This window comes from Streptococcus infantis, assembly GCF_047465035.1.
Taxonomy (GTDB): domain Bacteria; phylum Bacillota; class Bacilli; order Lactobacillales; family Streptococcaceae; genus Streptococcus; species Streptococcus infantis_T.
On sequence record NZ_JASHAQ010000005.1, the window covers coordinates 102,258 to 125,477 of the forward strand.

General features: G+C 39.4%; 23 protein-coding genes. 5 read left to right on the plus strand and 18 right to left on the minus strand.

Features of this window, described 5'->3' with window-relative positions:
* Nucleotides 1–3 precede the first annotated feature (3 nt).
* The 13 genes from QM406_RS03615 to ybeY form a co-directional block, all read right to left on the minus strand.
* Nucleotides 4–960 (minus strand): competence protein CoiA, encoded by a 957-nt coding sequence (locus QM406_RS03615; protein ID WP_414273446.1) that lies wholly within the window; start codon nt 958–960, stop codon nt 4–6.
* A 94-nt stretch (nt 961–1,054) separates the two neighbouring features.
* Nucleotides 1,055–2,203, minus strand: a complete 1,149-nt coding sequence (locus tag QM406_RS03620) for a DUF1887 family protein (RefSeq protein WP_153224726.1) — start codon at nt 2,201–2,203, stop codon at nt 1,055–1,057.
* 198 nt (nt 2,204–2,401) lie between these two features.
* Nucleotides 2,402–3,262, minus strand: coding sequence for an SAM-dependent methyltransferase TehB (gene tehB / locus QM406_RS03625; RefSeq protein ID WP_414273447.1), 861 nt, complete (start codon nt 3,260–3,262; stop codon nt 2,402–2,404).
* A 14-nt stretch (nt 3,263–3,276) separates the two neighbouring features.
* On the minus strand, nt 3,277–3,744 hold the full coding sequence (gene smpB / locus QM406_RS03630) for an SsrA-binding protein SmpB (protein WP_414273448.1): 468 nt from the start codon (nt 3,742–3,744) through the stop codon (nt 3,277–3,279).
* Complete coding sequence (rnr, locus tag QM406_RS03635) at nt 3,707–6,049, minus strand: ribonuclease R (RefSeq protein ID WP_414273449.1); 2,343 nt, start codon at nt 6,047–6,049, stop codon at nt 3,707–3,709. Before rnr ends, smpB begins: the two co-directional genes overlap by 38 nt.
* A gap of 209 nt (nt 6,050–6,258) precedes the next feature.
* A complete protein-coding gene (secG, locus tag QM406_RS03640) occupies nt 6,259–6,492 on the minus strand; it encodes a preprotein translocase subunit SecG (protein ID WP_000282514.1) in 234 nt (77 codons plus the stop codon).
* Nucleotides 6,493–6,531: 39 nt separating this feature from the next.
* Nucleotides 6,532–6,681 carry a 50S ribosomal protein L33 gene (gene rpmG, locus QM406_RS03645; RefSeq protein ID WP_001809104.1) on the minus strand — a complete coding sequence of 50 codons (150 nt, stop codon included), beginning with the start codon at nt 6,679–6,681 and terminating at the stop codon, nt 6,532–6,534.
* Nucleotides 6,681–7,880 carry a multidrug efflux MFS transporter gene (locus QM406_RS03650; RefSeq protein WP_075231649.1) on the minus strand — a complete coding sequence of 400 codons (1,200 nt, stop codon included), beginning with the start codon at nt 7,878–7,880 and terminating at the stop codon, nt 6,681–6,683. The genes rpmG and QM406_RS03650 overlap by 1 nt, the downstream gene beginning before the upstream one ends.
* Entirely contained in the window at nt 7,867–8,472 is a 606-nt protein-coding gene (gene coaE, locus QM406_RS03655; protein WP_414273450.1) for a dephospho-CoA kinase, read from the minus strand. Before coaE ends, QM406_RS03650 begins: the two co-directional genes overlap by 14 nt.
* Nucleotides 8,472–9,296 (minus strand): DNA-formamidopyrimidine glycosylase, encoded by an 825-nt coding sequence (gene mutM, locus QM406_RS03660; protein WP_414273451.1) that lies wholly within the window; start codon nt 9,294–9,296, stop codon nt 8,472–8,474. The genes coaE and mutM overlap by 1 nt, the downstream gene beginning before the upstream one ends.
* 48 nt (nt 9,297–9,344) lie before the next feature.
* Nucleotides 9,345–10,244, minus strand: coding sequence for a GTPase Era (era, locus tag QM406_RS03665; protein WP_000143255.1), 900 nt, complete (start codon nt 10,242–10,244; stop codon nt 9,345–9,347).
* Between the two features lie 16 nt (nt 10,245–10,260).
* Nucleotides 10,261–10,656 carry a diacylglycerol kinase family protein gene (locus tag QM406_RS03670; RefSeq protein ID WP_000378151.1) on the minus strand — a complete coding sequence of 132 codons (396 nt, stop codon included), beginning with the start codon at nt 10,654–10,656 and terminating at the stop codon, nt 10,261–10,263.
* Entirely contained in the window at nt 10,637–11,134 is a 498-nt protein-coding gene (gene ybeY, locus QM406_RS03675; RefSeq protein WP_000275150.1) for an rRNA maturation RNase YbeY, read from the minus strand. The genes QM406_RS03670 and ybeY overlap by 20 nt, the downstream gene beginning before the upstream one ends.
* A gap of 104 nt (nt 11,135–11,238) precedes the next feature.
* On the opposite strand from ybeY, the gene QM406_RS03680 reads away from it, so the two are divergent.
* Together QM406_RS03680 and QM406_RS03685 are read left to right on the plus strand one after the other, a co-directional pair.
* Nucleotides 11,239–12,894 carry an NFACT family protein gene (locus QM406_RS03680; RefSeq protein WP_414273452.1) on the plus strand — a complete coding sequence of 552 codons (1,656 nt, stop codon included), beginning with the start codon at nt 11,239–11,241 and terminating at the stop codon, nt 12,892–12,894.
* A 62-nt stretch (nt 12,895–12,956) separates the two neighbouring features.
* Nucleotides 12,957–13,814 carry a YitT family protein gene (locus tag QM406_RS03685; protein WP_075231659.1) on the plus strand — a complete coding sequence of 286 codons (858 nt, stop codon included), beginning with the start codon at nt 12,957–12,959 and terminating at the stop codon, nt 13,812–13,814.
* Nucleotides 13,815–13,966: 152 nt separating this feature from the next.
* Here QM406_RS03685 and tnpA read toward each other — a convergent pair whose 3' ends face one another.
* Both tnpA and nox read right to left on the minus strand, forming a co-directional pair.
* Nucleotides 13,967–14,431 (minus strand): IS200/IS605 family transposase, encoded by a 465-nt coding sequence (tnpA, locus tag QM406_RS03690; RefSeq protein WP_414273453.1) that lies wholly within the window; start codon nt 14,429–14,431, stop codon nt 13,967–13,969.
* 234 nt (nt 14,432–14,665) lie between these two features.
* Nucleotides 14,666–16,045 carry a H2O-forming NADH oxidase gene (gene nox, locus QM406_RS03695; RefSeq protein WP_414273454.1) on the minus strand — a complete coding sequence of 460 codons (1,380 nt, stop codon included), beginning with the start codon at nt 16,043–16,045 and terminating at the stop codon, nt 14,666–14,668.
* A 316-nt stretch (nt 16,046–16,361) separates the two neighbouring features.
* Between nox and QM406_RS03700 the strand changes: the two genes are divergently transcribed.
* The 3 genes from QM406_RS03700 to QM406_RS03710 are packed head-to-tail and all read left to right on the plus strand — an operon-like array spanning nt 16,362 to nt 19,184.
* Nucleotides 16,362–17,276, plus strand: coding sequence for an FAD:protein FMN transferase (locus tag QM406_RS03700; RefSeq protein WP_153224736.1), 915 nt, complete (start codon nt 16,362–16,364; stop codon nt 17,274–17,276).
* Between the two features lie 40 nt (nt 17,277–17,316).
* Nucleotides 17,317–17,922 carry an NADPH-dependent FMN reductase gene (locus tag QM406_RS03705; protein WP_153224737.1) on the plus strand — a complete coding sequence of 202 codons (606 nt, stop codon included), beginning with the start codon at nt 17,317–17,319 and terminating at the stop codon, nt 17,920–17,922.
* A 17-nt stretch (nt 17,923–17,939) separates the two neighbouring features.
* Nucleotides 17,940–19,184 carry an NAD(P)H-dependent oxidoreductase gene (locus tag QM406_RS03710; RefSeq protein WP_223140874.1) on the plus strand — a complete coding sequence of 415 codons (1,245 nt, stop codon included), beginning with the start codon at nt 17,940–17,942 and terminating at the stop codon, nt 19,182–19,184.
* 90 nt (nt 19,185–19,274) lie between these two features.
* Here QM406_RS03710 and QM406_RS03715 read toward each other — a convergent pair whose 3' ends face one another.
* From QM406_RS03715 to glyQ, 3 genes are all read right to left on the minus strand, one after another.
* A complete protein-coding gene (locus QM406_RS03715) occupies nt 19,275–19,532 on the minus strand; it encodes a DUF896 family protein (protein WP_000187071.1) in 258 nt (85 codons plus the stop codon).
* Nucleotides 19,533–19,561: 29 nt separating this feature from the next.
* Entirely contained in the window at nt 19,562–21,598 is a 2,037-nt protein-coding gene (gene glyS / locus QM406_RS03720) for a glycine--tRNA ligase subunit beta (protein WP_414273455.1), read from the minus strand.
* Between the two features lie 285 nt (nt 21,599–21,883).
* Complete coding sequence (gene glyQ / locus QM406_RS03725) at nt 21,884–22,798, minus strand: glycine--tRNA ligase subunit alpha (RefSeq protein WP_414273456.1); 915 nt, start codon at nt 22,796–22,798, stop codon at nt 21,884–21,886.
* Nucleotides 22,799–23,220 lie beyond the last annotated feature (422 nt).

Here is a 23,220-nt window from a genome sequence, read left to right on the forward strand (position 1 = left end):
TTTCTATTTTACCACATTTTTTAAGAAATATTGCTGATAAAAGGCAGGTGGATAGAGCTTTTGTAACTCTGTTTGAGGATTTTTTTGATAATAAATTCTAAAGTTGCGATAATAATCACTAATATCCTGTTTAATTTGACAAAAAGATCCGTTTTCTATCGGCCTTACTTGAGGATACCAGTCCTGATTCTTCCGATTCAAAAGGTTCTCCCCTCTCAAGTAGGCCTGAGCTTGTTGCTTCATCCAATAGGGATTTTGATAATAGAGTTGTTTTTGAATGTAACGACAAATGTTCTTATCTTGTTCGACCGAAAAAGTGATAAGATTTTGTTGCTGATAAGGAGTCCGTAATATTTCTAGAAGATTTCCTTTGTCATAAGAAAATTCCTTGACTTGATAATGGAGTTTCCCTTTCAAATCTTGGTGGAGTAGGTACTTGAGTCTCAAAACCTGTTGTTTATGGTCTAACTCCCAAATATGAAAGCCCATGTTATTACTAAAGTAAAGAAAATCTCTCTGAAGTTTAGTTAGACGCTCTCTTAGCCAGAGCTTTTCTCCTAGTAGCCAAAGAACTTGAAGACTCAAACTTCGATAACCATTGCTTCTCTCCCGTAAAAGTTCACAAGAAATGGGACTACACTGAATTTCTAAAACTATTTTCTTATTGATAAAGATATCTGCGATTTGCTTCAGTTCAGGTATGGGATATTCCATCTCAACTTCATCATTCTTCTTAACCCAATAAAATAAACGTTTCTTGTTTTCCAGATGCTCTGGTCCTTCATTTTCATGGAAAAAATCACATTTTTTAAGACTTTCATGGGCAAAATGTGCACGCACGTTTTTTCCTTTCCTCAAGCGGACACTCGTTCCACAAGCCGGACAATAATAAGCTTGTTTGACTAGTTCATCCTCTAAGGCATTGACTAGGTGCCCATTTTCATCTCTAGCTAAAAACATAAAACCTCCTTTTCTACTTTATTCGAAAAGGATAAGAAAAAGGCTGAGAAAAACAGCCTTTTCATAGATTATTTAACGACTTAAGAGAGAGTTTTTATCTGCTTTTTCTTTTGAGTTTCTTTTCCAACATCGGAATGATGTTAGAAATCTGATCATTTTTTATGACCAAGACTCCGTATTCATGGCAACGATTGATGTATACTGGATTTATTTTCCCAGAACAAACAATTAGTTTTAGACAACTTTCCCCGGCAAAATGGGTGGCATAAAGTTTTAATTCATTTATAGCCTCTACTGATAAGTCTGTCATTTTACAGGAAATAAAAACAATGGACCTACCTTTACGAAGGACAACATCAATCTCATTTTGTACATTATCAGCCTCAGGGAAAATACCATTCCAATCAATTTCAGCCCCAATCATACATTCATCAAAATACTCTGACTCTAGCGCTAGAAGGTAAAGATAGAGTTCTAAAATATGGCCTTTGCTCCGACAAAGCAGTTGGGCCTCGGGGGTAGAAAAAGTATAACTAACGTGTTTAGAAGTTTCCTCTTCAATATGGAGCAAGCCAGCATCTGTTAATAAGGAAATGATAGATTTAGGGTAATAATAACGTTTCCCATTATTCTCTAGCACTTTTCCTGTTTCAGAATGAATATTACTCGTCTTTGCCAGCGCAAAAAATTGTGTTACTTTTAACCACTCTTCAGGATTTGTAAGGGCAAAATTTGCCAGTTTTTTGATAGCAGCAATCTGTTTAGGCGTATGGAAAGGTTGCTTGGACTTTAGTAGTTTACCACCACGTAGGGCAATCAACTGCTGGATGGTTAGAGTTGGGACCACCAGGTTCTTTTTCTCCAATTTCCCAAGCTTCCAGTCATACTGTAGACCATGGTCAACATCCATTGCAAGAAGTGGTATATTTCTCTCCAAAGCATACTGATAAAGAACCATTGCTAATAGATTATCTCCGCCAAAAACATCGATGGTCACTGAATCATAGTTAGTCAAGAAAAGATTCAAATCATCCGTAATCTTATCTAGACTTATTTGCCTAAAATGCACTTGCTTTACATGGGAAACTTGATCCAACAAAAAATGTTTCAAGGCCAATCTTTCATCTTCTGTAATTTTTTTCAGGGAGAGAAATAAAACCTCATCACAATCACAAATAAAAGTCTGATAAACATTTTTCTCGATAGTGTGATGATCAAAAAGTTCGACTAAAAGACTAGGCATGGCGCTACCTCCCTATTAAAAATTTGCTAGTTGTATGGAAAATTTAAAATTTCTTATTATAAACTTCATAGAAATATGGGTTAAGAGATTGTCTTAAGCATTTTCTACACATCTAGTATAGCATAATTCAGTTGATTGGCCCTCAAGTCTTTATATGAAAAAACGAATAGAAATGGATAGCTATTCGTTTTAAGATTTTTATTTTACTTTTTTAGCCAACATTGTTGCAAAGCGTAATTGGATACGATTGCCATTTTCGTCACGACGATGTAAATGACCTGGATTTTCATTGTACTTCACTAACTCCCAATCCTTGTAGTAATTGGCCAATTCCCCTTCTTTAAAGGTGAATGGGAAGTTCACTGAGCAAGGATAATCCTCCGTGTCCATGGCACAAACGATAAGATTGAAACCACCGATAGAGGTTTGTTCCTGCATGTTTTGAATGATAGCTGGAATACGATCTGCTTGTAAAAACATAAGAACAACCGTTGATACGATAAAATCATAAGTTTGTCCAATGCTAGCTGAATTGATATCGTAGAGACCTACAGGCATTTCTAAATCTTCTTGCTCCACAATACTTTGCAAGATTTCAAGAGATAGCTCATTTTGATCTACTGCTGTGACATCGAATCCATGTTGAGCGAGAAAGAGGGCGTTTCTTCCTTGACCACATCCTAGGTCCAGTGCCTTACATGGCTTGACCGTCTGCATAGCTTCTAAAACCTCCGAATGAACTGGATTGGTATTGTATTTCTTTGGGAAATAATCCTCTGGTTTACAATAAAATTCCAAATACCACTCCACATCATCTGTGGCAGCTTCTACTCTATGCCAAGCTTGAGGTTGTGCCATAGGATTATCAGCACATGCTTCAAAGAGGTGCTCAGCTATAACTTCTCCCTCTTCAGTCAATTCAATAAACTTTAGAGTCCCTTTTAAAACGGTAATCTTCCCCCAGGTTCCGACCTTAGTATTGTGTTTTCTTTGAACAGCCTCTGGCATGGTGTCTTTATTCCAGACAGGCATGCGTTTGTAGGCAACTAGTTTTTCCATATTCTTCACTCTTTCTATCGGTGGTTAACAGCTTTCATAACACGCGCAATATCACGATCTTGCTCACGACGTTTGATAGACTCACGTTTATCGTAATCGTGTTTCCCTTTTGCAAGTCCTAAAAGGAGCTTGGCATAGCCATCTTTGATATAAGCTTTAAGAGGAACCAAGGTCATACCTGTCCCTTTGGTTTCTTGCTCCAATTTCTGGATTTGTTTTTTATGAAGGAGAAGTTTACGACGACGTTCTGGCTCCTGATTCCAGATATTGCCTTCCTCATAGGGTGCAATATGAACATTGCTCAACCAAACTTCCCCATTTTTCACTTGGGCAAACCCATCTTTCAGATTGATGCGGGCTGCTCGTACACTCTTAATTTCAGTTCCCGTCAGGACCATTCCTGCTTCTAGCGTATCTACGATTGTATAGTCGTGGTGCGCTTTTTTATTTTGCGCGACGACCTTTCCCTCGCCCTTTGCCATGCTTGGCTCCTTTCTTTGCTACTTCCTTATAAAAAGGTTTCTTGCTCTTTTTCTTCTTGTCTTTTGATGAATGCTTGCGCTTATCACTTGAGCGACCAGCTTTTCTCTTGTCTTCTTTCTTATCCGAACGACGACCTCTATCCTTACGGCCAGAGTCTTTCAAACCTTTCTCAATGACATCAAATTCACTTGGAATGTAAGAGAAATCAATTTCCCCCGTCATCTTGTCAGCTCTTTCAACCCGAATGCGAATCTGCTGTCCTACACGGAAGGTTGTCCCTGATTTCTCCCCACGAAGAGTCAAATCACGTTCGTTAAAATGATAGAACTCAGGTAAATTAGTAATGTGAATCAAGCCTTCGACTGTATTTGGCAATTCAACAAAAAGACCAAACTTGACGATACTTGAAACGACTGCATCATACTCTTCGCCCACAAATGCTTCCATATATTCAGCTTTTTTCATGGCTTCAACTTCACGCTCTGCCTCAATAGCTCTGCGCTCACGATTTGAAGACTGGGTGGCAATCTCTGGAATGACCTGTTCAAAATGTTCTGCTATTTCCTTGGAACGTCCATAGTCACGAATCATTCGGTGAACCAAGAGGTCCGGATAACGGCGAATCGGACTGGTAAAGTGAGTGTAATAGTCCGCAGCTAGTCCATAATGACCGTGATTATGCTCAGAATAACGAGCCTGCTGCATGGAACGTAGAAGCATCATGGACAACACATCCGAATATGGCTCACCTTCAACAGCACTCATGATGTCTTGAAGGGCTTCCTGGCTAATCTCACTGGCAGTCCCATAGATTCGCAAGCCAAAACTAGAGGCGTAATCAATAAACTTCTGAACTTTTTCAGCTTTAGGTTCCTCATGGATACGATAGATAAAAGGTAAATCAAGCTTGCTAAAATGCTCAGCAACTGTTTCATTTGCAATCAGCATAAAGGACTCAATCATACGTTCTGCAGTACCACGATGACGAAGAACAATATCTACTGGTTTCCCTTGCTTGTCAACCAAGATTTTAGCTTCATTGGTATCAAAATTGAGAGCTCCACGCTTAATCCGCATACTTTCAAGAATTTCATGGAGCTTAGCCATGAGTTCAATGCTAGGAACAATTTTCTTATACTCTTGTCTCTTCTCCTCGTCACCAGCTAAAATGTCATTTACATCACTATAGGTCATACGGAAACTTGTCTTGATAACTGTCTGCGTAATGGTGTAATTACGAACCCGACCATTTTTGTCAATTTCCATGATAGCTGATTGGGTCAAACGATCTACTTGAGGATTAAGAGAACAGATGCCATTTGAAAGGCGTTCTGGTAGCATTGGAACTACACGATCTGTCACATAGACAGAAGTCGCACGATTAAGGGCTTCCTTATCAAGAGCAGAACCTTCCTTTACATAATAAGAAACATCCGCGATATGAACTCCAAGTTCAAAATTTCCATTCTTCAAGGGCTTGATGTGAACTGCGTCGTCCAAGTCCTTAGCATCTGCTCCATCTATGGTAAATGTAATTTCATCTCTCAGGTCCAGACGGCCTTCCAGGTCTTTTTGGGATGGAGCATCAGGTACACTTTCCGCTTCTTTAAGAACAGCCTCTGGAAATTCTGAGACAATATCCATAGACTCTAGGACTTCAAGAACATCAATCCCTGCATCTGTTGAATGTCCCACAACATCTAAAACACTCGCCACAAAGAAATCGTGTTTCTTACTTGGGTACTTATCGATAAAGACCTTGAGAACTTCTGTGCCTTCCAATTGAATAGCTGGTTTTTTAACGTAGATCGGTTGACTAATTTTTTGATTTTTTGAACGGATATAGCCCGCATACTTGGGCTTTTCCTCATCAAGAACGATTTGCCCAACAACTGTCGTTAGACTGTGCTCTAGGATGTCGATAATCTTTGCTTCTGCAGCAGTTCCTTTGTTACGGTCAGCAACTTTCTTGATGACAACTTCAACAGTATCACCATCAATGGCATAATTAACATCACTTTTTCCAACAAAAAGATCGTCTTCTTCGCCTTCAAGACTTACAAAACCGAACCCATTTTTATGGGCATGGAAAATTCCTTTTAGGGTAATCTCATGTTTTTTCTTCTGTTCTAGGGTTAAACTACCATCTTCTTCAAAGCGAATCTGGTGCTTACGTTCCATCAAGGAAAGAGTTTTGATTAACTCACGGAAATCCTTTGAACCATCCTTCCCGAGAGCACTGGCCAAGTCATTAACTGTGACACTCTCCTTCTCTTGTAAATATTCTTTTATTTTATCTTTCATGTTTACTTTCTAGATTTATAATATTTTCTTTTTGGTGTAAAACCTTCTCAAACATCAATTAATACTCAATAAAAATCAAAGAGCAAACTAGAAAGCTAGGCGAAGGCAGTACTTGAGTACGACAAGCCGACGCTGACGTGGTTTGAATTTGATTTTTGAAGAGTATAAAAATAAAAATAGGCAAAGACCCAGTCCCGCCCATTATTTTCTTATCTACTTGATAATACCGTCAATGCTAAGGCAATGGCTAGCCAGAAAAAGACTAAAATTCCTGTCAAACGTTGCATCACAGCTTCAAAACCGCGCGCTTTGCTACGTTCAAACAAATCACCTGCACTGGCATCAAATACATTGCTAGATTGGTTTTTAGTTGGTTGCATGAAAATTGCAATCACAATCACAACAGATAATACTAATAGAATGGTTAATAATAGGTTATACATATCAAACTCCTTAAAATCCCTATTATTCTACCATAATTTCTACTTAGATTCAAGATGTAGAGTCACTTTTCTTTCTTTAGGGCAATACTTTAAGACCTCAATCTTGTCTGGATGGGTTTTGGAGTTCTTACTGGTTAGATAATTGATGCTGCCACAAGAGGAGCATTTGAGATTGATTTTTACTCGCACTAGATTTCCTTCACTTTTAATAATGTTTTAAATTGGATAAGGTTAAATAAACAACTGAGAGCTACACAAAGAGCTGTTGCATAAAATACTGAGTGATAGCCAAATTGTCCCGCTACTGCTGATCCTGCTAAGGGACCTATCACTCCTCCTAGATAAAAGAAGACTTGATTAAAGGCAAATACCCTTGAAATGCCAACTTTAGGAGTCATTTTACTTAGGAGAGCATTGACACCAGGGATCAGAGCTCCTGTCCCCAGACCAAATAGAAAACGATAGAAGCCTAATTGGAATGGGCTAGTCGCATTTGCACATAATAGATATATGAAAACTGAATATACCTGAGCTACGACAAGGAGTCGATGATTCCCCACTTTATCACCTAGTTTCCCCATGACTCCTGCACTCATCATACTTGAAAATCCCATGCTGGATACAATCAAACCAGAGACAAAGAGGAGATTCTCTTTCTGTCCCAGATCTCGTACATACAGGGCAAGGATAGGACCGATAGATTGGGCAGCAAATTGAATCACAAAGCTAGTTAGAAATAAATTTATCAGGAGAAAAGGATATTTAACAGAAGCAAAGAGCTCTTTTGTAGGGAGTGCTTTTTCTTTCGGCACAGGTTGAAAGTCCTCTTTGATAAAAAGAATGGTTAAGATAGCTGCCAAAAACAAGAAACCGCCAACCAATAAAAAGACATTCCGAATGCCAAAAATTTCGGCAATGAAACCACCGACAAAGGGACCAGTCAAAGTTCCAGCGACAACACCAGTTGATAAAGTCCCTAGAGCGTATCCCGACCTATCTTTGGGGACTTGACTTGCAATTAAAGCTGTCGCATTGGGTACAAATCCTGTAAAAACACCATTAAGAAAGCGTAAGAACAAGAGCCAGAAAACGTTTGGAACAAAGGCCAGACCACCCATAGTAATAGTCATGGCTAGCCCTGCACGAATCATCATGGGTTTTCGACCATACTTGTCTGCTAAGATACCCCAAATTGGTGATACAACGGCTGCAGAAATGGCTGAGACTGATATAGCTAACCCTGAATAAAAGGCAACTTGATCTCCTTCAATTCCTAACTGTTCGACAAAAATAGGCATGAAAGGAACAACGAGAGAAATGCTGGCTCCTGTTAAAAAGCAACCAAACCAAGCAATACGAAGATTATCCTTCCAACTAATCTTTTGCATGGGCATCGCCTCCTTCAAGCAAGGTCACTACTTGACTCAAAAGCTGCTCTCGACTGTCATTATTGTCTAATATATAAGTAGCAAATTTCTTCTTTTCTTCTAAAGGCCACTGTGAAGCTAAACGAGTTTCAGCTGACTCTTTGGATAACTGATCACGGTTCATTAAGCGATCTAGTTGGATATCTCGACTTACATAAACTAGCCAAGTTTCATCAAACCAAGGAGCATAGTCCTGCTCAAAAAGCAGGGGAATATCCATGAAAAATACATTCTCAGTCTGAGCTAGCTTGTCTCTCAAAGAGCCCAATTCTTCACGAATAATTTGTCCTTGAGTCTGTTTAGACCATTCTCTCTCCTCAGAATTCGAAAAAATAAGACTGGCAAGTAATGGTCGATTCAATTCCCCATCTTCTAGAAGGACTTTTTCACCGAAATGCTCTACTAAAATCTGAAAAAGTCGTCCACCAGGTTTTTGAAGTTGGTGAACAAGAGCATCCGCATCTACCACTTCAAACCCTTTTTGTCTTAGAAAATTTGTGACAGTGGATTTCCCAGATGCAATACCACCAGTGATTCCAATAATTTTTCCCATCACTTTCTCCTTTGACATTTTGGGCAAAAATGGGTTCCACGACCACCGAGTTGAATTTTTTCGATAATGGATCCACAACGTGAACAAGCTTGTCCAGCTTTATCATAGACTTGATGAAAGTCTTGCATGGTCCCATCTTCGCCAAATGCATTGGTATAGGTGCGAATGGTTGAACCGCCTTTCTCAACAGCCTGCCCCAAAACTTCAATGGTTTGATCATGGACTTTTCTAGCCTCTTGGGCGCTTAAACTTTTAGAAGTTCTAGAAGGATGAACTTTCGCTCTCCAGAGAACTTCATCCACGTAGATATTTCCCAATCCAGCAACCAAAGTCTGATCGAGAAGATGCGATTTGATAGGTTTTTTAGATTTCTTCAAGGCACCTATAAAAATCTCTAAGTCAAAATCCTCTTCAGTAGGTTCTGGTCCAAGCTTTTTAGATATAAAGTAAGCATCTAAGAGTTCAGGAACAAGCAATTCCATGGTGCCAAACTTGCGGACATCCTCGTAGACTAGAGTGCCTCCATCTTCAAAATGAATCAAAACATGGGCATGCTTACGTTCAGGGACTTGACCTGGATAATAAAAATACTTGCCTTCCATCCTTAGATGAGAAATCAAGACCTTGTCTGTCAGGAAGAAAAGTAAATACTTGCCACGGCGCCCCATCGATTGAATTTCTTGACCAGGCACTTCCTTTTGAAACTCGTCCAAATCTGTCTTGATCATCTTAGGATAAGCAATCTCTATATTAGAAATCTTCTTTCCCAAAATCAATTTTTCTAAGCCACGACGAACCGTTTCAACCTCAGGTAATTCAGGCATAAGGCCTCCTTCTGTAAAAACAAGAAGCAGGCATGAGCCCACCTCTTCTTAATATTCTTTTTCGTTATAGCCAAAGTCAGCCAAATCTAGCTTTTTATCGCGCCAGTTTTTCTTAACTTTGACCCATGTTTCTAGGAAGACCTTGTCTCCTAGCATGAGCTCAATATCACGACGAGCCATAGTCCCAATTTTCTTGAGCATGGCACCACCTTTACCGATGACAATCCCTTTTTGGCTGTCACGTTCGACCATGATAGTTGCTCGGATATGAACCTTGTCTGTATCCTCGTCTCGTTTCATAGAGTCCACCACTACTGCAACTGAGTGTGGGATTTCTTCACGAGTTAAGTGTAAGACCTTTTCACGAATCATCTCAGAAACCAAGAATCGTTCTGGATGGTCAGTAATTTGATCCGCAGGGAAATATTGGAAACCTTCCTCAAGATTTTCACTTAGAATATCGACTAGACGAGACACGTTATTTCCCTGAAGAGCTGAAATAGGAACAATTTCCTTAAAGTCCATCTGATTACGGAAATCATCAATTTGAGCCAAAAGTTGATCTGGGTGAACCTTGTCAATCTTATTGACCACCAAAATTACAGGAACTTTAGCAGCTTTAAGACGCTCGATAATCATATCATCACCCTTACCTCGAGCCTCATCTGCTGGCACCATAAAAAGTACGGTGTCCACTTCACGAAGGGTGCTATAGGCAGACTCTACCATAAAATCTCCGAGTGCTGTCTTAGGCTTGTGAATACCTGGTGTATCGATAAAGACAATTTGTTCCTTATCAGTGGTGTAAATCCCCATGATTTTATTGCGCGTTGTCTGTGCCTTATCACTCATGATGGCGATTTTTTGCCCCATAACGTGATTCAAAAAAGTTGACTTCCCTACATTTGGACGTCCTAAAATGGCTACAAAGCCTGATTTAAATGTCATAATTTCCTCTTACTATTTAAAATAATAAATCCCAAATTCGTGGGAGAAAGATAAGTGCACCTGTCAAAGCGGCAAAAAGTGAGACCACAAGCACGGCACCAGCCGCCATGTCTTTAGCTTTTTTTGCCAACATAGAAAAGTGATAGTGACTAGCCAAATCTACTACATTTTCAATAGCTGAATTAATAATCTCAAAAGCTACTACCATGAAAATGCTCAAGAGTAGAAATAACCATTCGATTCGTGACACCTGAAAAACAAAACCTGCAAGAACAACTATTAGAGCTGTCACTGCATGCTTTCTCATATTACGTTCTTCCTTAATCGCAGTAAAAATTCCTGTAATGGCAAATTCTAAACTGGAGATTAGGTCACGATTTTTCCATTTTCGTTTATTGTCTTGTGAGTCCATAGGCTGTCAAAATTTCTTCTTGTAAACCGAACATCTCCGCTTCTTCCTCGGGAGTGTAGTGATCATAGCCGTTAATGTGTAAAAAGCCGTGCACTGCCAAGAAGCCCATTTCACGCTCAAAACTATGACCGTACTCCTCAGCTTGCTCATGTGCCTTATCAATGGAAATGAAAAGTTCACCGATATAGGCATCAAATTCTGACATCATATCTGCCAAGTCAGGATCATTTTCCAGATCTTCCTCATCAAAGGCAATCTCTAACTCCGGCTTATATTCAAGACTGATGACATCTGTCGGACGATCGGTATCACGAAACTCTAGATTGAGTTCATGGCTTCGTTCGTTGGTCACAAATGTGACCGCCATTTCCTTGTCTTCTTTTCCAATTTTTTTTGCAGCAAATTCTAAAATTTCCTGTGTTTGTTCTAAAATTTCTTTTGAAACTTGTCCAGTTTCATCTACCATTTCAATATACATGTGCTTCTCGATTCTCTTTACTTGGCTTTATTATATCACATTTCTATGATTTTATTCTACCTTTTTGATATAATACTATGGAATACATTCACGAGGAGAGAACCATGTCATTTGATGGATTTTTTTTACACCACATGGTTGAGGAATTGCGGACTGAACTACTTAACGGACGCATTCAAAAAATTAATCAACCCTTTGACCAAGAATTGGTCCTGCAAATCCGTAGCAATCGTAAAAGTCATCGTTTGCTCCTGTCTGCCCATCCAGTTTTTGGACGCATCCAGTTAACAGAGTCCACCTTTGAAAACCCTGCTCAGCCATCTACTTTTATTATGGTATTGAGAAAGTACCTTCAAGGAGCAGTTATCGAGTCAATCGAACAAATTGAAAACGATCGTATCGTGGAAATCACGGTTTCCAATAAAAACGAGATTGGGGACCATATCCAGGCCACGCTTATTATCGAGATTATGGGCAAACATAGCAATATTCTCCTTGTAGATAAGTCTAGTCACAAAATCCTTGAAGTTATCAAGCATATCGGTTTCTCTCAAAATAGCTACCGTACCTTATTACCAGGTGCTACTTATATCGCTCCTCCAACTACAGAGGCGCTCAATCCTTTTATGGTCAAGGACGAAAAACTCTTTGAGATTCTACAAACCCAAGAATTAACTGCTAAAAACCTTCAAAACCTCTTTCAAGGTTTGGGAAGAGATACAGCAACCGAGTTAGAAAGACAACTGCTTAATGATAAACTAGCCACTTTCCGGAACTTCTTTGGACAAGAAACCAACCCTTGCTTAACAGACAAGTCTTTCTCTTGTGTGCCTTTTTCTAGCAAAACAACGGAGTATTTTGACAACCTTTCTCAATTACTTGATGTCTATTACAAGGATAAGGCAGAGCGTGATCGAGTTAAGCAGCAAGCTAGCGAACTCATTCGCCGAGTTGAAAATGAGCTACAAAAAAATCGTCAAAAGCTTAAGAAGCAAGAAAAAGAACTCCTTGCTACCGAAAATGCTGAGGAATTCCGACAAAAAGGCGAGTTACTAACTACTTTTCTTCATCAAGTTCCCAATGACCAAGATCAGGTCATTTTGGAAAACTACTACACCAATCAACCTATCACGATTGCACTTGATAAAGCTTTAACACCAAACCAAAATGCTCAACGTTACTTCAAGCGTTATCAGAAATTAAAAGAAGCTGTTAAATACCTGACTGAACTAATCGAAGAAACCAAGGCTACTATTCGTTACCTAGAAAGTGTAGAGACAGTTCTCAACCAGGCTGGACTAGATGAAATTGCTGAAATTCGTGAGGAATTGATTCAAACAGGATTTATCCGCAGAAGACAAAGGGAAAAAATCCAGAAACGACAGAAACCTGAAAAATATCTTGCAAGCGACGGAAAAACCATTATCCTAGTTGGTCGTAACAACCTTCAAAACGACGAGTTAACCTTTAAAATGGCTCGTAAAGAAGAACTCTGGTTCCATGCTAAGGACATCCCTGGAAGTCACGTTGTTATCACTGCCAATCTCAATCCGACTGATGAGGTTAAAACAGACGCTGCAGAACTTGCAGCCTACTTCTCTAAGGGGCGTCTCTCAAATCTCGTTCAGGTAGATATGATTGAAGTTAAAAAACTCAACAAACCAACTGGTGGAAAACCTGGTTTTGTCACCTATACTGGGCAAAAGACCCTCCGTGTCACACCAGACCCTGAAAAGATTCAGTCCATGAAAATCAAATAAAGTCTTGTATACTGGTGGGCTGTTACTGCTATAGACTCAAATAAAAATGGGAGGTGTGTTCAATGCTACGGCATATCAAATCTATTTTAACTATTATATTCGGAGCTGCCATTTATGCCTTCGGACTCACGTATTTTGTTGTGCCCCACCACTTATTCGAGGGTGGAGCAACAGGAATCACCTTGATTACCTATTATCTCTTTAACATCCCTATCTCCGTGATGAACCTCATCATCAATATCCCATTATTCATTCTAGCCTGGAAAATATTTGGTGCGAAGACCCTGTACAGCAGCCTACTCGGAACCATTTCCTTATCCATTTGGTTAGCAATCTTTGAAAAGATTCCTCTCAGCTTTAATCTTGAGGGAGATCTGGTCATCGTTGCTTTAGTTGCGGGTGTTCTTTTAGGACTTGGTCTAGGTATTATCTTCAATGCTGGTGGTACCACTGGAGGGACAGATATCGTTGCTCGAATCCTGAACAAGTACACCAATATCTCCGTAGGGAAATTACTCTTTGCACTAGACTTCCTCATCTTAATGCTCATTTTAATTATCTTCCAAGACCTTCGTCTCGTTACTTATACACTTCTATTTGACTTCATCGTTTCAAGAGTTATTGACTTGATTGGTGAAGGCGGATATGCTGGAAAAGGTTTTATGATTATCACTCAAAAGCCTATGGAAGTGGCAGATAAAATCAATGAAGAGTTAAGTCGAGGTGTCACCTTCATATCTGGACAAGGTTACTACAGTCAAAAAGATTTAAAAATTATCTACTGTATCGTAGCAAGAAATGAAATGATTAAGATGAAAGAATTGATTCATACGATTGATCCTAAAGCCTTTATCACCATCACTGAAGCTCACGAAATTCTTGGAGAAGGCTTCACCTTTGTAAAAGAAGAAACTTCATAACACATAGACAATCATAACCACCCGTCAAACGGGTGGTTTGCACCAGGGCTATAAGCCCAAATTACCAGCCAGCGCCTAAAGACGCTGGCTTTCACGTTGTTCAAGCCTCATTGCTCTTGACTCGTCACTTGCCTCTTGAAGAGGCGTGAGTATTACTTACCACTATCCCTAAAGGGACCCTCATATTCTTTTACACTTAATTTATCTAGTGCTATATCATGCTTTTCCTGATCTTGTATGTATTTCCTTATCGTGGCTTCATTAAGCCCTACTGTACTCACATAATAACCTTCTGCCCAGAAATGCCGATTCCCAAACTTGTACTTGAGGTTGGCGTGTTTGTCAAACATCATGAGTGCACTTTTACCTTTTAAATAACCCATGAAACTAGAAACACTTATCCTTGGTGGAATACTGACTAACATATGTACATGGTCTGGCATTAAGTGACCCTCGATAATTTCAACTTCTTTATAACTACACAAGCGATGAAATATTTCACCTAAACTACTCCGATATTGATTATAGATTACTTTTCGTCTATACTTAGGGGTGAACACAATGTGATATTTACACATCCACTTTGTGTGTGATAAACTATGTGCTTTTTGTGCCATATTTTTCTCCTCTCGCTTTACAATTGGCTTGAACACCTTTATTGTATCGCGTTTGGAGTTTTTTTGGTATAACCTTCGACGCGCACCCGCATAGCGGGTGGTTTATTTGTCTCGCACCTAACGGAGCGAGACGGACTGAAAGTCACATAAAACAAAAATAGTAACTTCGAATTTGAAGTTACTATTTTTTTGATGATAGAAATGGAAGAAACAAATCTTCCGTTTTACAAATCATTATTTTTCAGCTGTAAGTGCAGCCATTGTGATGTAGTTGTATGGTTTGTTGAAGTGTGGCAAGAAGAATAGGTCTGTCAATGCCAATTTTTCAATTGTAACATGTTCTTGGATAGCAAGTGAGAACATGTGAATTCCCATAGCAATTCCAGGATCACGTGATACCATTTGAGCACCAAGGATTTCACGGCTATCTTTGTCGAAGACAATCTTGATAGCTACTTCATGGTTGTCATGTTTCATAAATTCTGGTTTTTGAAGATCGTTGAAGCCAGTTTCAGTTGCATTGTAGCCTGCAGCTTTTGCTTTTTCAAGAGTCAAACCAGTTGAAACCATGTGAAGACCGTAGATAGAGATACCGTTTGATCCTTGAACACCGATTCCTTCAAGCTCATGTCCACAAGCATTGTAAGCACCAACGATACCAGTACGTACAGCGTTTGATGCAAGAGCGATGTAGCTAGTGTCTTTACGAGCGTTGTCATAAACAGTTGCACAGTCACCCACAGCGAACACACCTGGAAGTGAAGTTTCTTGTTTCTTGTTAACAAGGAAAGCACCGTTGCGGAAGAGTTCAATCTTACCATCAGCAAGAGCTGTGTTAGGACGGAAACCAACTGCAAGGATAACCATATCAACGTCAAAGCTTTCTTTGTCAGTGATCAAGCGTTCAACTTTACCGTCACCTTCGATAGCTTTAACAGTTTGTCCAAGTGCCAAGCGGATGTTGTGGTCTTCCAAGTTCTTAGCCATCAATTGCGTGAAGTCTTTATCGTAGTAACCGTTTAAGACTGTGTCTACGATATCAACAAGGACAACTTCTTTTCCAAGACGTTCGAATGCTTCAGCAAGCTCAACACCGATGTATCCACCACCGACAACAGCGATACGTTCAAGATGTTTGCTCTTGTCAGCAAGTTTGTTGATCACTTCTTCAGCATTTTGGTACAATTTAACGAATTGAACATTTTCAAGAGTTGCTTTGAATTCGCGGTTACCTTTAACAATTTCAACACCTTCGATTGGTGGCAAGATTGGTGTAGAACCAGTTGCAAAGATCAATTTTTCGTATGATTCTTTGTGTTCTTTTCCGTCAACTTCTGCAGTAACAACTTTGTTGTCATAGTCGATTGAAAGAACTGGTGAGTTCATGTAAACTTTAGCACCCTTTGCTTCCAATTTTTCTTTATCTGAGTAGAAGAGACCTTCTGGACCATCGATTTGCTCACCAATCCATAGAGCCATTCCACATCCTAGGAATGAAATGTTTGAGTTTTGGTCAAAAACAACGATTTCATTTTCACTTCCAAAATTGTCCAACATAGTGTTGATACAAGCTGTTCCAGCGTGGTTAGCACCCACGACTACGATTTTACTCATAAGATAATTCCTACCTTTAATTTTTTTTACCTTTCCAGTATATCATTTTCTGTGAGCGTTTACAAGCTTTTTACTTGTTTTCCCTTATTTTCGAAAAGATTGAAAACATATATCAACTTATTTTCAGCGTTTTCAAATTTTATTTTAAGGGAATTTAGTTTTTTTGAGCATATTTCTTGACTTTTTGTAAAAAATGATTTGTGAAAACGCTGACTTTATGATATTCTATTTACATGGGAATAAAATATAAATCTTTACATCACTTTCATGATAGGATTTACAACTATTTCCAATTGACTTGAAAGGAGTTGGTTTTTTGCCTCTTAGTTCATCTTCTCAACGACTAATGGGAACTACGATTACCATTTCCTTAGTACATGATCAGGCTGATAGTCTGCTCAGGCAAGCTTTTGATTTGCTTAGGGAGCTTGAATTTCGCTTCAATGCCAACAGTTCTGAATCGGAATTGATGGAAATCAACCATCGAGCTGGAATTGCTCCAGTCAAGGTTCATCCTGATTTATTTGAACTGATTTCCTTAGGTTTAGACCATAGTCTAGCACCTGGAAGTCATCTCAATATTAGTATCGGCCCCTTGGTTCAAACCTGGCGTATTGGTTTTTCCGATGCGAAAGTTGCTAGTCCTGAAGAAATTTCTTCCGTTTTACCATTGATAGATCCCAGTTTTATCAAGCTTGATTCAATTGATTCTACTGTTTTTTTAGAAAAAAAAGGGATGAAAATTGACTTAGGTTGTTTAGCAAAGGGGTACAGTGCAGATAAGGTTGCTACTTTCTTAAAAGAAAATGGTGTCACTTCTGCTCTTATCAATCTTGGAGGAAATATCCTTACCATTGGTAATAACCAAGCCAGAAATGGACAACCTTGGCAAATTGGTATTCAAGACCCTAATCATCCACGTGGTAATCATCTGATGACCTTGTCAATTACTGGAAAGTCAGTTGTTACATCTGGAATTTATGAACGGCATCTTGAAATCGATGGAAAGGATTATCATCACATTTTCGATAGTGAAACTGGCTATCCTATTGAAACGGATTTGGCTAGTTTAACCATTATATCTGACCGCTCAGTTGATGGTGAGATATGGACCACACGATTGTTTGGTGAACGTAGCGCTTCTATCATGTGGCAAATCGAAAATATCGATGGAATCGAAGCCATCCTTATTGATAAAGATGGACATATCGCTTGTTCATCCGGTATCTAAAGATAAATAATAAATAATGCAAAAAGAGAAAGGAAAGCTCATGCTAAAACTTATTGCTATTGTAGGAACTAACTCTAAACGTTCCACAAACCGCCAACTGCTTCAATATATGCAAAAACACTTTGCTGATAAAGCAGAAATCGAATTGGTAGAAATTAAAGACCTACCAGTCTTCAACAAACCTGCAGATAAACTTATTCCTGCAGAAGCCTTGGAAATCGCTGCAAAAATCGAAGCAGCTGATGGTGTGATTATCGGTACTCCTGAATATGATCACTCAATTCCTGCCGTTCTTATGAGCGCTCTTGCTTGGATTTCTTATGGAGTATTTCCACTCCTTAACAAACCAGTGATGATCACAGGTGCTTCATACGGTACACTCGGTTCTTCACGTGCTCAATTGCAACTCCGTCAAATCTTGAATGCACCAGAAATTAAAGCAAATGTTCTCCCAGATGAGTTCTTGCTCTCTCATTCTCTTCAAGCATTCGATAAGAATGGTGACTTGGTAGATCTTGATGTCATCAAGAAATTAGATGCCATCTTTGATGACTTCCGTATCTTTGTTAAAGTGACTGAAAAATTGCGTAATGCACAAGAACTTCTTCGTAAAGATGCAGAAGAATTTGACTGGGAAAATTTGTAAGATAGGAGATCGAAAGAATGAAATTTGTTGGACTTGTTGGATCAAACTACGACCAATCATATAACCGCAAACTCTTGGAATTCATCCGTCGTAACTTCAAACTGAAATTTGAATTAGAAGTTCTTGAAATCGATGAAGTTCCAATGTTTAACCAAGACGAAAAATGGGACGAAAGCTTCCAATTGCGCCTTCTTTACAATAAAATTACTCGTGCTGATGGTGTGATTATTGCTACTCCTGAGCACAACCATACAATTTCTGCTTCACTCAAGTCAGTTCTTGAATGGCTTTCATATGAAGTACATCCATTCGAAAACAAACCAGTCATGATCGTGGGTGCTTCTTACTACGACCAAGGAACTTCTCGTGCGCAAGTTCACCTTCGTAAAATCCTTGACGCACCAGGGGTGAATGCCTACACATTACCAGGTAATGAATTCCTTCTTGGAAAAGCTAAAGAAGCTTTTGATGCTAACGGAAATATTATCAACGAAGGAACTGTTAAATTCCTTGAAACTTGCTTAGATAACTTTGTCAAATACGTAGGAGTCGTTTCTAAATTGAAAAAACCAAAACCAATTGAACCAGAAGACTTGGATTGTGGAAAACCAATCGCTACAACTATTACAGAAGTTGATCCTGACGATCCAAACTGGGTAGAAAAAGTCGCTGAAATCACAGGTGCTGTTTCAGGTGATACATATGTTAAACTTGACCATGGTATCTTGACTGTTAACCAAATTGATATGTTCTTGAAAGCTATGCCTTTTGAATTGACATACGCTGACGATAACAACCAATTCCTCTACTACAACAACGCTCACCAAGACCCTGATACAATGTTTGCAAAACGTGTACCATCTCAATCTGGTAGCCGTATGTCAACCGTTCACGGTTCTCTTCCACCAGCACGTATGAAAAATGTTGAGTGGGTTATCGGAACACTTCGCAATGGTAACCAAGAATACGTACGTACAATCGTTCCTGGTTCACCTGCAGGTGTTATTAACACTCACAACTACCAAGCAATGTACTATCCTGACGGATCATATGCTGGTATCAATGAAATTGTCTTTAACTTCCAACCATGGCTTGACTGGTACTTGAAAGAAACTGGTCAACGTTTGGTAGGTGGTAGCGGACCTTTTGCTCCTGCTGGCGGTCACGGTGACGCAGATGCTACTTCAGGCGCATCTGATGCCGGAGGTCACGGTGATGGAGGTCATGGAGACGCGGATGCTACATCTGGGGCAAGTAACTAGAATCTAATACTAAAGGAACCTCTCTTGGTTCCTTTTTTTAAAACAAAAACTCGGTTAGATTTCCCTAACCGAGTTTTCTATATCTCAAAATTATGAATTTGGATCATCAAGACTACGACCATGCAAGCCTTTTTCACGTTGTACCTGACGAAGTTTCTCAGGAGTCACATCATTTCCATCTTCATCTACGATTTTGATTCCTTCAATGTGATGACGAACAGAACGACGATAGCCTTCGATATATTCCTCACGAAGTTTAGCTTGTTCTACTTTTTCTTCTGCAGTCAAGCCTTCAGTTTTTTTCTTTTTCGCAAGCTCATTAATACGAGCGATTTTTTCTGGTGTCATATTTGAACCTCCAATCTACTTTTTAATTTCTATTTTGTATTAAGAAGATTAAAAGCAGCGACTGTTTTTGCTTTATTCACAAGTTCAGTTAGAATAGCTAGACGATTATTCTTAACATCAACATCCTCTGCCATAACCATAGTATTGTCAAAGAAAGCATCAATTACTGGACTAAGAGCAAATAGTTGCGTTAATTTATCGTTAGCTGAGCCCTTCAATTCTAGATTTTCTACTGCTTGAGCTAGTTCTTTTTCTTGTTCATTTTCAAAGAGGCTAGTATCAACTTTGACTAAACCTTCTGCTTTTTCCGCTAAGTTAAAGGCACGAGATAATGATTCAACTGATGATTTGTAGTTTTCAGTTTTTGCAACTTCAGTTAAGGCTTCTGCTGCTTCAATCATATCTGCAACAACAAAGTTTGAACTTGCAAGAACAGCCTCTTTAATATCTTTTGCAGTAGAACCCATCATCTTATCAACACGAGCTTTGATGAAGTTAAGCACTTCTTCTTGATTATCGTAAGTTAGGCTATCAAATGATAAAGCATAAAGGCTAGCAATCAATTCGTCCATTGGAATATTCCAGCCAAAGTCTTCCAAGATACGGACAATCCCTTGTGTTGCACGACGAAGAGCATAAGGGTCATTTGAACCAGATGGAATCAAGCCAACAGAGAAGAAGGACAAGAGAGTATCCAATTTATCAGCTAGTGCAAGGATAGCTCCGACTTTAGACTCAGGAAGAGCACCATCTGCAGAATCTGGAAGGTAGTGTTCACGAATAGCTTGTGCTACTGCTACATTCTCACCAGCGAGAAGAGCATATTTCTCACCCATGATCCCTTGAAGCTCATCAAATTCACCAACCATACCAGTCAAGAGGTCAAACTTATAAATGGTTGCAGCACGAGCAAGGTCAACAGTTTCATCTACCGATAAACCTGCTTTTTCTGCCAAAAGGATAGCAATTTGCCCTGTACGAATCATGTGCTCACGAAGTGAACCAATCTTTTCATGGAAGGTTACGTGTGATAATTTAGCTACAAGATCTTCAATCTTGAGTTTTTGGTCTTCACGCCAGAAGAATTCACCATCTTCAAGACGTGCCACCAAGACTTTCTCATTTCCTTGGATGACATTATCCAAATACTCTGCATTTCCGTTACGAACAGAAATAAAGTTTGGTTTTAGATTTCCATCAAGATCACGAACTACAAAGTAACGTTGATGAGTTTCCATTGAAGTGACTAAAACTTCTTCTGGAACCTCTAGGTACTTAGGATCAAAATTCCCCATGAAGGCAGTTGGGTATTCAACCAAATTCAAAACTTCATTCAAAAGTCCTTCATCAATTTGTACCTGTACACCTTCTGCAGCTTCAATAGCCTTAATTTGCTCACGAATCATATTTTCGCGTTCAGTGCTATCTGCAATAACATAAACTTTGCGCAGGTCTTCTTCATAGCTGTCAGCATGCTGAATTTCTACTTCGTGACCAAGGAAACGATGTCCACGACTGACTCTTCCTGAATGAATATCTAGGAAATCCATATCGAGTGCCACATCATCCAAAAGAACTGTCAATGTATGGACTGGACGGATATATTCAAAGGTATTGTTTGCCCAGTGCATACTTACTGGGAAGCTTAAACTAGCCAACACTTCTGGAATTCCAGTCAAAACTTCCTCAGCTGGTTTTCCAGCTTCATGCTTAGTTACGTAGACATATTCTTCACCTTTGATTTCACGGAATTCGATATCATCTACAGTCAATCCTTTACCACGGACAAACCCTTGCGCTGCTTTAGAGAAATTTCCTTCTGCATCCAAAGCAATTTTTTTAGAAGGTCCTTTAAAATCTTCAGTCAAATCCGTTTGTTGGTCTGCCAAGCCAAGTACGCGAACAGCCAAACGACGTGGAGTTGAAAAAGTTTGAATTCCTTCGTATGAAAGGCGGTTTTCATTCAAGAAGGCTGCCATTTTTTCACCTAGTTGTTTTTCACTTGGTGTGACAACGTAGGCTGGTAACTCTTCGAGTCCTAGTTCTACTAATAAATTTTTTGCCATGTTTTTTCCTTTACAAAATTTCTTCTTTTTGATAGGCACCTTAGGTACTGGGGACGTTGCTAACTAACTTTGTGAGTCTGTGGGGAAATCTTCTGTCTTCTTGACAAAGATTTCCAACAGTCTCATCAAAGTGGATTTAGCCAACTGATTTTTGAACCTAAAGTTTCAAAAATCCCCAGATATCAGTACGGCGGTGCCTATCCCTTTAGCAAGTCTTCGACTTGCCTCTGGATGCCATACGGGCTCACTTTGTTCGCCCTTTTTCTATTCTTGTAACTGTTTTTATTATTCCTCTTCTGCTAGGAGTTTGGCGCGTGTGGCTTCGTCAAGAAGTGGGAAACCAAGTTTCTTGCGTTCAGCTACGAATGTTTTAGCTACGACACGGGCTAAGTTACGGATACGAGCGATATAACCAGCACGTTCTGTAACGGATACTGCTCCACGAGCATCAAGTAAGTTAAAGGTATGTGAACATTTCAAAACGTAGTCATAGGCCGGGTGAACAAGCCCCAATTCCAAGGCACGCCCAGCTTCTTTTTCAAATTTTTCGAAATTTTCAAGAAGCATATCTTGGTCAGAAACTTCAAAGCTGTATTTTGAATGCTCATATTCTGGTTGAAGGAAGATTTCTCCGTATTTAACACCTGGAGCCCACTCGATATCATAAACTGAGTCTACTTCTTGGATATAGGAAGCCAAACGCTCCAAACCATAAGTGACCTCAGCTGTGACAGGACCTGTTGCCAAACCACCTACTTGTTGGAAGTAAGTGAACTGAGTGATTTCCATACCATCAAGCCACACTTCCCAACCAAGACCTGCAGATCCAGTTGATGGGTTTTCCCAGTTATCTTCAACGAAGCGAATATCATGTTCCAAAGGATTGATTCCCAATTTTTCCAATGACTCAAGATAGAGCTCTTGAATGTTCGATGGTGATGGTTTCATAACCACTTGGAATTGGTGGTGTTGGTAAAGACGGTTTGGATTTTCCCCGTAACGACCGTCTGCTGGACGACGTGATGGCTCTACATAAGCCGCATTCCATGGCTCAGGACCGATAGCACGAAGGAAAGTGTAAGGACTCATAGTTCCCGCACCTTTTTCATTATCATAAGCCTGCATGAGCATACAACCCTGGTCATTCCAGTATTGTTGCAAAGTCAAGATAATCTCTTGGAAGGTTAGTTTTTTAGACATTATTAACTCCTTTTTCTATAATTTCTTGCGACCTAGAATACAAAAAGAACCGTGTCTTTGCTCCTAAGTCAAGTGACCTAGGGGCGTCAGAAACGCGGTTCCACCCTAATTTATTACTTCATTATTTTTTAAAATTTACCAAAAGCGCCACACTCATCTCTCAATCACCTGACTCTCACTATCACAGGCTCGCTTGGGATTTACTGATAAGATATTCTTTCTTGTTGTCTATTATATCAAAAAGGAATGAAAAAGTAAAATTATTTTATCATCACTCTTGTATTTTTCTCAGTATGGAAACTTCTCAAAGTAACTTCCACTTATCTGACCAAAGTGGAAATTAGTCTAAAACGGATTTTTATGGTGGAATTAAGTGTGAGACGTTTGTGGTAGAAATGAGGCCTACTATGACCAAACATAAA

Bases quoted from the DNA above. Each gene is read 5' to 3' on its own strand.
- QM406_RS03615 (WP_414273446.1), bottom strand. From the start codon at position 960: ATGTTTTTAGCTAGAGATGAAAATGGGCACCTAGTCAATGCCTTAGAG.
- QM406_RS03620 (WP_153224726.1), bottom strand. From the start codon at position 2,203: ATGCCTAGTCTTTTAGTCGAACTTTTTGATCATCACACTATCGAGAAA.
- tehB (WP_414273447.1), bottom strand. From the start codon at position 3,262: ATGGAAAAACTAGTTGCCTACAAACGCATGCCTGTCTGGAATAAAGAC.
- smpB (WP_414273448.1), bottom strand. From the start codon at position 3,744: ATGGCAAAGGGCGAGGGAAAGGTCGTCGCGCAAAATAAAAAAGCGCAC.
- rnr (WP_414273449.1), bottom strand. From the start codon at position 6,049: ATGAAAGATAAAATAAAAGAATATTTACAAGAGAAGGAGAGTGTCACA.
- secG (WP_000282514.1), bottom strand. From the start codon at position 6,492: ATGTATAACCTATTATTAACCATTCTATTAGTATTATCTGTTGTGATT.
- QM406_RS03650 (WP_075231649.1), bottom strand. From the start codon at position 7,880: ATGCAAAAGATTAGTTGGAAGGATAATCTTCGTATTGCTTGGTTTGGT.
- coaE (WP_414273450.1), bottom strand. From the start codon at position 8,472: ATGGGAAAAATTATTGGAATCACTGGTGGTATTGCATCTGGGAAATCC.
- mutM (WP_414273451.1), bottom strand. From the start codon at position 9,296: ATGCCTGAATTACCTGAGGTTGAAACGGTTCGTCGTGGCTTAGAAAAA.
- era (WP_000143255.1), bottom strand. From the start codon at position 10,244: ATGACATTTAAATCAGGCTTTGTAGCCATTTTAGGACGTCCAAATGTA.
- QM406_RS03670 (WP_000378151.1), bottom strand. From the start codon at position 10,656: ATGGACTCACAAGACAATAAACGAAAATGGAAAAATCGTGACCTAATC.
- ybeY (WP_000275150.1), bottom strand. From the start codon at position 11,134: ATGTATATTGAAATGGTAGATGAAACTGGACAAGTTTCAAAAGAAATT.
- QM406_RS03680 (WP_414273452.1), top strand. From the start codon at position 11,239: ATGTCATTTGATGGATTTTTTTTACACCACATGGTTGAGGAATTGCGG.
- QM406_RS03685 (WP_075231659.1), top strand. From the start codon at position 12,957: ATGCTACGGCATATCAAATCTATTTTAACTATTATATTCGGAGCTGCC.
- tnpA (WP_414273453.1), bottom strand. From the start codon at position 14,431: ATGGCACAAAAAGCACATAGTTTATCACACACAAAGTGGATGTGTAAA.
- nox (WP_414273454.1), bottom strand. From the start codon at position 16,045: ATGAGTAAAATCGTAGTCGTGGGTGCTAACCACGCTGGAACAGCTTGT.
- QM406_RS03705 (WP_153224737.1), top strand. From the start codon at position 17,317: ATGCTAAAACTTATTGCTATTGTAGGAACTAACTCTAAACGTTCCACA.
- QM406_RS03710 (WP_223140874.1), top strand. From the start codon at position 17,940: ATGAAATTTGTTGGACTTGTTGGATCAAACTACGACCAATCATATAAC.
- QM406_RS03715 (WP_000187071.1), bottom strand. From the start codon at position 19,532: ATGACACCAGAAAAAATCGCTCGTATTAATGAGCTTGCGAAAAAGAAA.
- glyS (WP_414273455.1), bottom strand. From the start codon at position 21,598: ATGGCAAAAAATTTATTAGTAGAACTAGGACTCGAAGAGTTACCAGCC.
- glyQ (WP_414273456.1), bottom strand. From the start codon at position 22,798: ATGTCTAAAAAACTAACCTTCCAAGAGATTATCTTGACTTTGCAACAA.